Annotated in this window: 15 protein-coding genes; 13 read left to right on the top strand and 2 right to left on the bottom strand. The window is 48.2% G+C overall.

Annotated features, from left to right (window positions below; genetic code table 11):
• Position 1: 1 nt before the first annotated feature.
• Genes OU421_RS09820 through rsmA form a run of 12 tightly spaced genes read left to right on the top strand, consistent with a single transcriptional unit; the run spans position 2 to position 7854 of the window.
• Complete coding sequence (locus tag OU421_RS09820; RefSeq protein WP_268185923.1) at positions 2–265, top strand: 50S ribosomal protein L31e; 264 nt, start codon at positions 2–4, stop codon at positions 263–265.
• A gap of 2 nt (positions 266–267) precedes the next feature.
• Positions 268–930, top strand: a complete 663-nt coding sequence (locus OU421_RS09815) for a translation initiation factor IF-6 (protein WP_268185922.1) — start codon at positions 268–270, stop codon at positions 928–930.
• Positions 931–935: 5 nt separating this feature from the next.
• Positions 936–1127 (top strand): 50S ribosomal protein L18Ae, encoded by a 192-nt coding sequence (gene rpl18a / locus OU421_RS09810; protein ID WP_268185921.1) that lies wholly within the window; start codon positions 936–938, stop codon positions 1125–1127.
• Position 1128: 1 nt separating this feature from the next.
• Positions 1129–1575 carry a prefoldin subunit alpha gene (gene pfdA / locus OU421_RS09805; protein ID WP_268185920.1) on the top strand — a complete coding sequence of 149 codons (447 nt, stop codon included), beginning with the start codon at positions 1129–1131 and terminating at the stop codon, positions 1573–1575.
• Between the two features lie 6 nt (positions 1576–1581).
• Positions 1582–2691 carry a signal recognition particle-docking protein FtsY gene (gene ftsY, locus OU421_RS09800; protein WP_268185919.1) on the top strand — a complete coding sequence of 370 codons (1110 nt, stop codon included), beginning with the start codon at positions 1582–1584 and terminating at the stop codon, positions 2689–2691.
• 2 nt (positions 2692–2693) lie between these two features.
• Entirely contained in the window at positions 2694–4013 is a 1320-nt protein-coding gene (locus OU421_RS09795; RefSeq protein ID WP_268185918.1) for a signal recognition particle protein Srp54, read from the top strand.
• A gap of 5 nt (positions 4014–4018) precedes the next feature.
• The gene (gene trmY, locus OU421_RS09790) at positions 4019–4597 is read left to right on the top strand and encodes a tRNA (pseudouridine(54)-N(1))-methyltransferase TrmY (RefSeq protein WP_268185917.1); all 579 of its coding nucleotides are present in this window, start codon (positions 4019–4021) and stop codon (positions 4595–4597) included.
• On the top strand, positions 4588–5841 hold the full coding sequence (locus OU421_RS09785) for a tRNA pseudouridine(54/55) synthase Pus10 (protein ID WP_268187898.1): 1254 nt from the start codon (positions 4588–4590) through the stop codon (positions 5839–5841). Before trmY ends, OU421_RS09785 begins: the two co-directional genes overlap by 10 nt.
• 4 nt (positions 5842–5845) lie before the next feature.
• Positions 5846–6139: a 50S ribosomal protein L21e gene (locus OU421_RS09780; protein ID WP_268185916.1), complete on the top strand. Its 294-nt coding sequence runs from the start codon at positions 5846–5848 to the stop codon at positions 6137–6139.
• A 22-nt stretch (positions 6140–6161) separates the two neighbouring features.
• Positions 6162–6512, top strand: coding sequence for an RNA polymerase Rpb4 family protein (locus tag OU421_RS09775; protein ID WP_268185915.1), 351 nt, complete (start codon positions 6162–6164; stop codon positions 6510–6512).
• A gap of 11 nt (positions 6513–6523) precedes the next feature.
• The gene (locus OU421_RS09770; protein WP_268185914.1) at positions 6524–7087 is read left to right on the top strand and encodes a DUF655 domain-containing protein; all 564 of its coding nucleotides are present in this window, start codon (positions 6524–6526) and stop codon (positions 7085–7087) included.
• A complete protein-coding gene (gene rsmA / locus OU421_RS09765) occupies positions 7084–7854 on the top strand; it encodes a 16S rRNA (adenine(1518)-N(6)/adenine(1519)-N(6))-dimethyltransferase RsmA (protein ID WP_268185913.1) in 771 nt (256 codons plus the stop codon). Before OU421_RS09770 ends, rsmA begins: the two co-directional genes overlap by 4 nt.
• A gap of 547 nt (positions 7855–8401) precedes the next feature.
• Here rsmA and OU421_RS09760 read toward each other — a convergent pair.
• Positions 8402–10207: an ATP-binding protein gene (locus OU421_RS09760; protein ID WP_268185912.1), complete on the bottom strand. Its 1806-nt coding sequence runs from the start codon at positions 10205–10207 to the stop codon at positions 8402–8404.
• A 68-nt stretch (positions 10208–10275) separates the two neighbouring features.
• Here OU421_RS09760 and OU421_RS09755 point away from each other — a divergent pair, with 68 nt between their 5' ends.
• Positions 10276–10905 carry a HemK2/MTQ2 family protein methyltransferase gene (locus tag OU421_RS09755; protein ID WP_268185911.1) on the top strand — a complete coding sequence of 210 codons (630 nt, stop codon included), beginning with the start codon at positions 10276–10278 and terminating at the stop codon, positions 10903–10905.
• Between the two features lie 15 nt (positions 10906–10920).
• Here the strand turns inward: OU421_RS09755 and mutL are convergent, their stop codons facing one another.
• Positions 10921–12735, bottom strand: coding sequence for a DNA mismatch repair endonuclease MutL (mutL, locus tag OU421_RS09750; RefSeq protein WP_268185910.1), 1815 nt, complete (start codon positions 12733–12735; stop codon positions 10921–10923).
• Positions 12736–12745 lie beyond the last annotated feature (10 nt).

The following is a 12745-nucleotide window of genomic DNA, read 5'->3' as shown; positions in this document are numbered from 1 at the left end:
AATGGCTGACATTCTCAATGAACAGATTTACATCATCCCCCTCAGGGATGTCAAGAAGGTTCCCCGGTGGAGAAGGAGCCAGCGTGCAATGAAAGAGATCCGTTCGTACCTCATGAAACACATGAAGAGCGAAGACGTGAAACTTGACCAGACAATCAATGAAAAAGTCTGGGAACGGGGATCCGAGAAACCACCCCGCAAGATTCGTATCCGAGCCATGAAATTCGAGGACGGACAGGTACAGGCTGAACTTGCGGAAGAGTAACAATGACTGAAACGATCGATATCGCAGGCAACGAACATATCGGTGTATACTGCAGGGCATTTGATGATGTGGTCTTTGCCGCATCTGATGCTCCCGACCGGTTTATTGAGGTGGTTGGAGAAGAACTCTCAGTACCGGTTGTACGTACAACAATACAGGGATGTTCAATTATCGGCTCACTTCTTGTGGGAAACAACCGTGGATTCATTGTAAGCGGCATGGCAACGCCTGATGAGATAGCAGTACTTCAGGAATACCGTGACGTATTACTGCTGGAACGGGGCATGAACGCTGCCGGAAATATCATTCTTGCTAATGATGACATTGCAGTAGTTCATCCGGATATGCCTGATCGCTTTGCGGAGGAGATCGCAGAATTTCTTGAAGTTCCGGTCCTCATGATGCCAATTGGTGGCGTACCAACAGTCGGAATGACTGCTGTTGCGACCAGCCGCGGCATTCTTCTCCCCACCCGGGCATCCCGGCAGGAGATAGAGGCAATTGAAGAGCATACTGACTTACCAGTCGGTACCGGAACAGTAAACATGGGTACCAATCTCATTGGAACCGGCCTCGTTGCAAACAAATCCGGCTATATTGCCGGAAGTGCGACAAGCGGATATGAGCTTGGCAGAATTGAAGAAGTATTTGGATTTGTGGAGTGATGGTGATGGAAGACAAAAATTTTGAAATCACCGGTGATTACCGGGAACGCGATGAATGGAAACCTTTTACCAAAGTAATTGCAGCACCGAATGAGAAAGTCGCTGAAGAGCGGGCATTCACAGTCATCGGCAGTAAACACCGCCTGAAGAGAAACTATATAAAAATCAACGCAATTACACTGACTGATGGTGAATAATATGGAGAATGTTGACGCCCGCGAACTCCAGATGCTGCAACAGTATCTTGAACAGTTCACACAGCAGGTTGAAGCATACTCCCGTCAGCTTGAAATGCTGGATAACCGGCGAATGGAAACTGCTACTGCAGTTGAAACGCTGAAAACTCTTGCTGACCAGGAAGAACCCACAGTACTTCTCCAGATCGGTGGCGGTGCAAGCCTAAGAGTACATGTGCCTGATACAGACACTGTTCTCTTAAACATTGGTTCCGATGTGGTTGTTGAACGGACAAACGCTGAAACAGTGAAATATCTTGAAGAGCGCATGACAGAAATGGAAGCGCTTGCCAAAAAAATAGCTGAATCCATCGAACAGATCCAGAAACAGGCCCATGATGTTGCCGCAAAATTGGAATCGGCATATTCACAGGCCCAGAGCCGGATGACACATGGGATTCAGGGCTGATAGGGCATGTTTGATTCTCTGAAATCAAAACTGAAAGGGGTACGTAGCAGATTTTCCCGTGAAATTGAGGAATCTTTTATTGAAGAGGTCTCTCTTGATGAAGAGATTTCTTCACCCACACCCCTAACTGCCTCCAAAGAGGTTTCAGCCGAGACAGAGTCTTCGGACATACCTGAGGCATCTGAAACACCAGAACCTAAAGTTCCTTCGGAAATAAAGAAGGACAAAGTCGCCTTTTCTGCAAAAGTTCGAACCCTCTTAAAAGATCGGGAAGTACACATCTCTGAAAAGAAGATTGAAGGACCCCTTCAGGAACTTGAAATTATTCTGCTCGAAAACGATGTTGCGCTACAGACAGTTGATGCAATATCAACCCAGATGCGTAGCGAACTGACCGGAAGTACCAAAAAAATCGGTTCATCCATTGACAATATGGTAATGGATGCCCTGAGAGATGCACTTTTGGACGTTCTTGGCGAAGGGTTCTCACTCACCTCATACATTAGCACACATGACCATCCGGTAAAGGTTCTCTTTACCGGGGTAAATGGCGCAGGAAAAACAACAACCATTGCAAAGGTTGCAGCCTATCTGAAAGCAGAAGGGTATTCTGTCGTAATCGGTTCCGGAGATACATTCCGGGCTGGTGCAAATGAACAGATGAAGACACATGCCGACCGTGTCGGTGTTAAAGTCATTCGCCACCAGGAAGGTGCTGATCCATCTGCGGTCCTCTATGACGCGGTTGAATACGCAAAGGCCCATGACATCGATGTTGTCCTCGCAGATACCGCAGGAAGATTCCACAACCGGGCAAACCTGATGAATCAGCTGGCAAAGATAAAACGTGTCTTCAAGCCGGACATCGTTGCGTATGTAGACGAGGCCGTTGCCGGGAATGATGCGGTCATCCGTGCAGAAGAATTTAACAATGCTGTAGGGACAGATGTTGTTGTACTGACAAAAGCTGATATGGACACAAAGGGTGGTGCAGCAATTTCAATCGCGCACACAATTGGAAGACCAATCATGTTCCTTGGAACAGGGCAGGAATATACGAATATTATTCCATTCGAGCCTGAAACCTTAGTCAGTGACCTTCTCGGAGATGAATAACAATGCTGGACAGGTTCGGTACTGGTCTTAAAGACGCTGTAAAAAAACTTGCAGGGAAATCTGTCATCGACAAAGCAGCGGTCGATGAACTGGTTCGTGATCTGCAAAGAGTGCTCATTCAGTCGGATGTAAATGTGAAGCTCGTTATGGAGCTCACAACAACCATCAAAAAACGATCTCTGGAGGAAGAACCACCAAAGGGAATGGGTGCACGTGAGCATGTCCTCAGAATTGTGTACGAGGAACTTGTTCACCTGATGGGAGAGGAGGTCGATGTCAGACTTGAATCCCAGACAATTCTCATGGCAGGCCTGCAGGGAAGTGGGAAAACAACTACAACCGGCAAACTTGCACGCTATTTCCAGAGAAAGGGGCTCCGCGTTGGTGTTATCTGTGCTGATGTATTCCGCCCCGGTGCATATGATCAGCTTACCACGCTCTGTCAGAAGGTTAATGTTCCCTGTTATGGGGAGCCGGGTGAGACAGATGCCGTTGGTATTGTCACACGCGGGATGGAGGAACTGGCAGGCACTGAAGTCCTGATCATCGATACACAGGGCCGACATGCACTTGAGGACGAACTCATCGAAGAGATCATTGCGCTCAACGAACTGTCGTCCGCGACACACCGCTGGCTTGTTATCGATGCTGCACTCGGTCAGCAGGCACGCGAACAGGCGCGCAGATTCCATGAAGCAATCGATATTGACGGTGTCATCATAACAAAGATGGATGGTACTGCAAAGGGAGGCGGTGCTCTTTCTGCTGTAGCAGAGACTGGTTCCGGGATTGTTTTTGTCGGAAGCGGTGAGACCATTGAGGATCTTGAACGCTTTGACCCGGACGGGTTCATATCCCGCCTGCTTGGAATGGGGGACCTTCGGGCGCTCATTGAACGTGCCGAGGAGGCAATTTCTCCCGAGGATGTCGATGTCAATGCAATGCTCAAAGGGAAATTTACCCTTCGCGACATGTACAAACAACTTGAGGCCCTTAAAAAAATGGGGCCCTTAAAGCAGGTAATGGGAATGCTGCCGCTGGGAAATGTTGATCTCCCCCAGGATGCCTTTGATGTGACGTCTGTAAAAATGGACCGCTTCAAATATATCATGGATTCAATGACAAGTGAAGAACTTGACAATCCGGGTGTTATCAGCGGTTCACGGATTCAGCGTATATCCATGGGGTCCGGAACCTCACCGGATGAAGTGCGCGAGTTAATCAAATATTACAAGACAATGCAGCGCACCCTGAAGACAATGCGTGGTGGACAGGGTAAGTTCAACATGCAGCGCATGATGAAGAAATTTGGTGGGATGTAAGAGTTATGAAACAGTTTATCGTCATCGGGCACCGCGCCCGGACAGACGGAGACTTTTCCCTCAATGACATGCCAGGGGGGGCAGGTCGAATGGATGTCCTCTGCAGGTGTGTGAATTCATCGTTTTTTCTTTCCCATGACCTTAGACGTGATGCGGAGTGCTATCTTGTCCTGCTGGGAGAACCGGATCCTCCAAAGACCATTCTTTTCAGAGGAGATACGCTCAGGTATCTCAGCCCGGACGAACGGAGTGCAGGATCGCTCATCAAAAAAGCACTTGCACTACCATGTGACGAAGAATTCCGCGAATCAACACCCGGAGTCTTTGTCCGCAGGGGAGGATTGGAACAAATCCTTTCCGAATGCAACCCTGCCATTCTCGATGAGGGGGGCACTGACATAAGGGATATTGAGGAGCTTCCGTCGGCCTATCTCCTCTCCGACCACCAGAATTTTTCGGAGAGTGAGAGTGCAATGACTGAGCATCTGCAACAGGTTTCAGTCGGCCCTGCAGTACTGCATGCCGACCACACTATCACTGTGGTGCTCAATGAAATGGACAGGAGGGGAAAAACATCGGAGTAATCGAAGAAACACGGGAAATCCTTGCATATGGAACAATATGCAACCACTGCCTTGGAAGGTTCTTTGGTAAACAGTCATTCGGACTCACCAATGAAGAACGGGGCAGATCCCTGCGAACAGTACTTGCACTTGAAGATAATGAGCCGTACACAGAAGAGATAAAACCCTGCTGGATCTGTGGAAACATGTTTGATGAAACGGATACATGGGCCGAGAGAATCGAAGAGAGTGTACAGGGCATTGAATTTTCAACACTGTTGGTTGGCTGCCGGGTACCTCCCATTATGGCAGAGAGTGAAGAGATGGTCTGGAGCGATCTCGGCCTCACATCTCCGGAAACGCTGAAAGCACAGTTCAACCGAGAAGTCGGTAAGGCCTTCTCCGCCAGAAGCGGATCAGAAGTTGATTTCAAACGCCCGGATGTTGTTGCAGTCTGTAATCCTGCCGAAAACACTGTTGATATCGAAATAAATCCCATCTACATCTATGGAAGGTATCGGAAATACGAACGAGGTATTCCGCAGACCAGGTGGCACTGTCGCGAATGCCGTGGGGCAGGGTGTGAGCGGTGCAACTTTACCGGCAAGATGTATGCTGATTCTGTTGAAGAACTCATCGGACGGCCTGTCGCCGAATTATTCAGCTCTGAAGATGTAATTCTTCATGGCGCCGGCAGGGAGGACATTGATGCACGGATGATCGGTACCGGACGACCATTTATCATGGAAATCGTCCATCCGGTTAAACGCAGTATCCCCCTTTCTGTGCTTGAAGAAACAATTAATTCCACCGCGGATGGCCGGATATCTGTTGTCCTCGATCACATCAGCGACCGCCGCGAGGTGGAAACAATTAAATCGGGAAAAGCGCATAAGAAATACAGCATTCTGGTAGAAGTTGACGGCGATTTCTCAGAAGATGACGTCAGATCATCCCTATCTGTCCTGAAAGGGGCAGCAATTTCGCAGCGCACCCCCCAAAGGGTAGCTCACCGAAGGGCAGACCGGGAGAGAAAGCGGAATGTCATCGACATCTGCCTGAAAGGCACTGAAGACGATCAATACAGAATTGAAGTCCTTGGAGACGCGGGCCTTTATATCAAAGAGCTCATTTCAGGCGATGAAGGGAGAACACATCCAAGCCTCACTGAATGCATTGGGGCACCCGCAAAGGTAACAGCCCTCGACGTTATCATGGTCGAAGGCGTTGTTCCTGAAGCAGAAAATAAATTCCAGGAGGATTAAATAAATGGCACATCACAATGGTCCACGTAAAAAGACTCGCGGTAAGTTCAAAAAAGCACTCAGACGTCGCGGAATTGCACCGGTAACCACCATCATTCAGTCGTTTGATGAGGGGCAGAAAGTACATATCGTTATCGATTCCAGTATTCAGAAAGGGATGCCTCACAGACGTTTCCATGGAAAGACCGGAACGGTTGTCGGAAAGCGTGGACGTGCATGGGTTCTTGAGATTAGTGACGGTAATAAAACAAAAACTGTCATCTCAAAACCACAACATCTAAAACCACAAAAACAATAATTTTCACAGGGATGGTACTGGCATGAATGTTAAAGGAATTGTCGATGAAGAGAGAATTACATTATCCGAAGTCAGGGAAACACTCCTCGCGGTAGAGTCATCCAGACTTGAATCCGGCAGTGAACTTCCGTACGAACTCCGCAGGAGTATCGAACATGCCAACCAGTTAACGAAAACAAGTGCAGAGAACGCACGTTCACTTGTGGAGAAACTGCTGACACTTGAAAAGATTAAACCAGACATTGCATACCGCATTGCAAATCTTATGCCACGGACCCGCGATGAACTCCGGGCAATCTATGCAAAAGAACGGTTTACGCTTTCCGGTGAAGAACTTGATGAGATAATTGAACTGGTCATCACCCATTATTGAGGGGGAAACCCATGCGATCTGACAAAAAAGAAATCTATGCAGTTGTTATTGAGTATCTCCCACGAGGAAGGGGAGATGCAGGCGGGAGGCAACAATATAAGCATGAACCGATTGTTCAGGCTGTTGGGAAAGACCAGTTCAAGCTTCTTGAACTCGTTCCGAAAGTCGATAGCATTTCAATAAATGATGAGGTGTACATCGGCGACAAAGAACGTGATAAAATTGAGCGGGTAAAGCGTCGTATCGGCTATGCAGATCTTACCCAGACTGCGAAAGTAGAACTACCGTTTGCCATCGAGGGCATTGTCAAAGATGATGAAAAGCGGTATGTTGCCTTCTACAATGATGCTGTACCCATCTCAATTAAACTCCACATGCTTCACCTCCTGCCAGGCATTGGAAAAAAATTGATGCAGGAAATCCTTGCAGAGCGGCAAAAACGCCCGTTTACAAGTTTTTCAGACATCAGTGAACGAATTAAAACTATCCCCCACCCGGAGCAGATGATTGTGAAGAGAGTGCTGGAAGAGATCGAAGACCCGGATATAAAATACCGTATCTTTACATCACGATGAAAGCACCTCACGATCAACACTTTTTAACGGATAAAAAGGCAATTGAACGAATTGCCTCTGCAGCCGATATTTCAGGGAAACGGGTACTGGAGATTGGGCCGGGAGAAGGCCCCCTGACCCGTGCACTTCTGGATCATGGTGCAATAGTCACTGCCATCGAGCTTGATCGTGATTTGGTTGAATATCTGAAAGATCGTTTTCACCGGGAAATAAAGTCTGGCGCCCTTACCCTGATACAGGGAAATGCAGTAAAATGCGAATATCCACCATTTGATATCGCAGTCTCAAACCTTCCGTATTCAGCATCCTCAAAAATCACCTTCCGACTTCTGGACGCAGGATTTGAGGAAGCAGTGCTCATGTACCAGAAGGAATTCGGACAGCGGATGATTGCACCCCCCGGCACTCCGGGTGTTGGCAGGCTTTCAATTATGGTACAGACATATGCGAAGGCAAAACCAATTATGCAGCTTTCACAACGTGCATTTACTCCACCGCCCGCTGTGCAGTCCTGGGTCATGCGTATCATCCCGAGAGACCCGCCACATCCTATTCATGACCATCAGTTTTACGCCCTTGTCGTACGTGAACTATTCTCTCACCGAAGAAAGACCATACGAAAGGCCCTGCGGATATCTCAGGGTATCATTGGGAAAGAACAGGTGATAGCAATCATAGAGAACATCCCGGAAGAAATTCTCAGAAAAAGACCGGAAGAACTCCAACTGAGCGATTTTGCAAAAATATCAAATGCAGGGTCTCTTTGAAAAACAGAGACGGATACATATACAGATACCGCTCTTGTCCACCGCTGAATTGTGTGGTGGGATATGGTTGTTATTCGTGTTGTGGGTTGTCTGATGGCTGATGGTTTCAATGGATGATGTGATATCTTCCAATTTTTTTATTTCATGAGTCAGGGTGAGTTCCTACAGAGGGCAGCCCCCATAAGGTCGGATGAGTGCTGTTCGGGGTAGTGCGTTATGAGTCTGATATTGTAGTCGTTTTTTGTTTCCATTTTTTTGTGATGTAATCAAACCGTTGCATCGCATGAACTGCCTCTCCCCTCCTTGGGGAGAGGAGGAGCCCGGCGTATGCCGGGCGGGTGAGAGGGGCGTTTAGAATGACTGTTTTTTGGAAATTTTAGTGGCAAATTATGTTCAGTAAAAAAGGAGACAATGAAAGTGTAAAGCTGTGAATCATGGGATAAAAAGAAAATGGTTGATATGAGAAAATGAATTAACTCAGGGTATCCGGCATCTGACCCTTAACCATGCTGATTCAGTAACTGATTCAGTGTTCTTCTCACAATTATTACCGTGCAACAAGCACATTTTTTCCCATAAAACCATCTATATAAACCGTTCTCTCCCCGGCAGGTGACGCAATCTTCACTTCATACACCGGGCAGGAAAATAATTGGCATGCAATGATCTCAGCTGTTGGCTGCGTCACTTTCAGGATGGTGCGGATATCCTGTTCATGCACCATTCGCTCTAGAACAGTACCACCATCAAGCGATTCAAGTGCAGCGGGAAGCCTGACCATACCGGTGCCAAGGCGAGGCATCCCATGGCGAACAAGTGGCACCCATACTTCCCGCTCTCCTGCCATCTGGCTTGCAGTGATCAGTTTTTTTGTGGACAACTCAGATATGGCATCTTCAACCACCTCGGGAGACAGACGGGTCTGTGCCTCAATTTCTGCGGCTGTCTCGCCTGAAATTGAAAAGGAATTCAAAACACGTATTGCATCTTCCGAGAGTCCGATATAGTCGCTGAAACAGGCACGGAACCGCAGTCCGTCAGATATATCCGCGCATCTCCCCTGGGTTGCATCAATGATAAACGATGTATCCTGTGTGATTTTTCGAATTTTTCCGCTGATATAGCGCACATGAAACAGGCACAGCGGCCAGTAGACCAGTGCTGCCGAGACCAGTCGTTCATTCTTTCCAAAGATCAGAACTTTCTTCTTCCTCCCTCCTGCAATGTTGAGGGCCTCATCTCTTTCAATTCGCAGGGGAAGGGCACGCTCTTCAAGGGGAGACGGCGTTTTTTTCCTGCGAACACGGGTATGCGGTTTCGGTTTCTTCTCTTTTTCCTCTTTCTTTTCTTTTCGTTCAGAAGAAACAGGAGTCACTACAGGTTTTTTCTTTGCTGCCCCACCTTTCCCGGGTTGGGTTTCCTGATTATTTGGTGCATCCTGGGCGGTTTCAACAGGTGATTCTGGTGTATCCTGCAGTTCTGCCGGTTCAGGCGCTTCGGGCGCTTCATCCACATAATTTTGCACCGGATCAGGACTTCTCGGCGCAAGAATAGGAGTGAGTCCCCGGTGCTTTGTCTCCCGCTTCCCGAACCGCATCCGTGTCTTTTCCCGGGTCAGACCTCCCATGATATAGAAATCTCCGGGATTCAGGGACGATAGCTCCTCAACTTCACGTTTTGAACCAAAAAAAAGATCCACAGCCTTCAGGTCATTTTCAATCGAGAGTTTTCCTATGATCTGATTGTTGCACTGGGAGAGCACATTTTTCGTAACAATCGCAGGTCTTTGGGTCGCCACCATCAGACCAAGGCCTCGTTTTCGCCCCCTACGCGATATTTCCTCGATTTTCTTAATGGAGTCTCGGCTCTGCGGAATGAACTTATCCGCTTCCTCAACGATCATCAGATATGGTTTGCGCTCTTCGGTCGCCAAATCATAGAGAATATCTGCGAGACGGGATACTTTTTCTGTCATCTCGACTTCTGATACGTCATAAATCACCGGAATTCCTGTATTGATTGAATCACGAATAATTTCCTTGAGCCCTTCAACCCGCTCAATATCATAATCACATTCATCATCCGCACCGATCCACGTCAGGTCAAACCGGTCCTTTAATGAAAAATACTCCCCTTCCGTGTCAATAAGACAGAATCCGATATGATAGCGGCATAACTGTTCACAGAGAACCGCAATAGTCCAGCTCTTCCCCGCACCGGACTGTGCAATAATACAGGTTCTTCCAGTGACCAGTTCCTGGGCATTAATACCAAAATCCCGTCCGTTTGCCTTCCCAACGATGATATCCATAACGCTAATGTAATGTGGCATCTTCTCATGTATAACTTTCATGGAATATCCAGGGGCACAGAATCCTTATTCGGGAAGATGCAATGTATAACATGAAGAGATAGAGAAGAATGAACCAACAAACACCTGAATACCATGAACAGGTGTATCAGCCGGAGGCTGACACCTATCTGCTGCTTTCATCCGTACAACATGAAATCCGGGATACTGATTTGGTTCTTGAAGTAGGAACCGGAAGCGGCATCATTGCACAATCATGCAGCGAACATGCCCGATGTGTGGCAACCGATGTGAATCCCCATGCCTGCAAAATGGCTCATTATATGGGTGTGGAGGTAGTCCGTACTGACCTCTATACCGGACTAAAAGGGCCGTTTGATCTGATAATATTCAACCCCCCCTATCTTCCGACCCAGGAGAATGAACGGATAAACGACTGGCTGGAATATGCACTGGACGGGGGCCGTGACGGGAGAGCGGTCATCCATCGTTTTGCATCCGGGCTGCATCGTATCCTGCACCCATACGGGCGGGCGCTACTGTTAGTTTCATCCCTGACAGGTATAGAGGAAACACGCAAACTCTTTGCAGAAGAAGGATTTCTTTCATTCATTGTTGCAGAAGAGACAACAGAAGGGGAACGTCTGGTTGTATTCCGGATAACACACGACCTCTGTAGTCTCAGAGACCAGTCCAGTTCAAAACAGAATCCTGAGGATACAGGTGAATTCGGGGGATGAGATAAAAATAATCTGTCAGGTCCGGTGGAACATACGATCAAGTTCTTTCTGTGAATATGAGAGAATGACCGGACGGCCATGCGGACAGGTGTATGGTTCACTGGTGTGGGACAGTTGGATAACCAGCCGTTCCATCTGTTCCTGTGTCAGGGGAGTACCTGCCTTAATTGCTCCCCGGCAGGCAATCGTTGCAGTGATGCGATCAGATCGTTCGTCAGCTGTTTTTCGGCTCTCTATGACCAAATCAGATACAATATCCCGGATCATCTCTATTCCCAGACGTTTGCCAAGAACCATCGGGACTGCCCGCACTGCAAATGCATCAGACCCAAATTCATCAACAATAAATCCCATATCCAGCAATATATCAATATTTGCAGACAGGGCAAGTTTTTCTGCGGAATTTAGTTCGACAACGAGCGGTACAAGGAGCTCCTGCCGCCGGATACTGGCATCTTTCCTGGCGCACAACTGATCATAAAGGATACGTTCATGAGCAGCATGCTGATCTATTATCAGCAACTCGTCATTGTCGCCGGGGGCAGCCAGAATATATCCATCAGCCACCTGACCGATTATCCGCATTGATGGAAGGAGATTCACTCCGGTATCTTCATCAAGATTTCCGGTGAGGCGCAACTGTTTATCTGTGGTTGCATATTTTATGTGCAGCCTCTCCTGAGGATGAGTATTCTCTGAAGATGTATCAACAAAAACGGATGCTGCTTCAGAGACTACCGGACTGTTTTCCGGAATGTGCTGATATACCGATGACGGACTGGTTACCGGGTGGGCAGAAGTATCATTATGAATCAGATCTGTTGTCTGAAGCGTGTCCCGGATAGCTCCGGTAATACCACCGATAATATCTTTTTCCCGGCTCAGTCGAATTTCCCGTTTCGCAGGATGCACATTCACATCAACAAGCGACGTATCAATCCTGATGTTCAGATATGCCGCCGGATACCTCCCTTTGGGAATGAGGGTCCCATATCCTGCACGAATACCTCTCACAATCTGTGGTGACGTAACCGGACGGCCGTTCACACAGAGATGGATTTCCCCGGCATTCGGGCGGCACGCCTCAGGGCGCACAATCCCGCCATCCACCCGCATCACGGGTGTTCCTGCACTAAGAGGGATTACCTCCCGGGCCACATCTGCTCCATACACCTGTGCAATAGTCTGCGTTATGGCAGTTGTTTTCTGGGTCCTGAGTTTCTCTTTTCCGTTCACCCTCAGGCGGAACGCAGACTCAGGATGCGCAAAGGCTTCTCCTTCAACAGCACGGTATATATGGAGCAGCTCTGTCTGGCGGGACTTCAGAAACTTGCGGCGGGCAGGCGTGTTGAAGAAAATATTATCAACCCGTACCGTGGTGCCCTGTGGTGAGGAAACCTCTGAGACTGAGAGAATCTCTCCCCCCTCAATGACAATTTCAGTACCTGCATCACGCTCCTGCGTTCTTGTTATCAGCGTAACACGTGATACCGCAGCAATACTTGCCAGTGCCTCACCACGGAACCCCATGGTATGAATCCGGGAGAGGTCATCCGGGCCACGAATCTTGCTGGTCGCATGGCGCACAAACGACATCTGCGCATCGGACGGATGCATCCCACACCCGGTATCCGTGACCTGGATGGAACTGATATGTTGGGTGCCTGTGGAAATATCCACCTTTATCATATCCGCCCCGGCATCCACCGCATTTTCCAGAAGTTCTTTTACTACCGATGCAGGTCTTTCAATTACTTCTCCGGCAGCGATAGTGTTGACGGTTTCATCATCAAGGAGGCGGATCACTCCTGCATCATTCTCTTCAGGCATCAGCACACAT

It is taken from the genome of Methanogenium organophilum, from assembly GCF_026684035.1.
GTDB classification, from domain to species: Archaea; Halobacteriota; Methanomicrobia; order Methanomicrobiales; family Methanomicrobiaceae; genus Methanogenium; species Methanogenium organophilum.
This window is presented reverse-complemented; position numbering and strand designations above follow the sequence as displayed.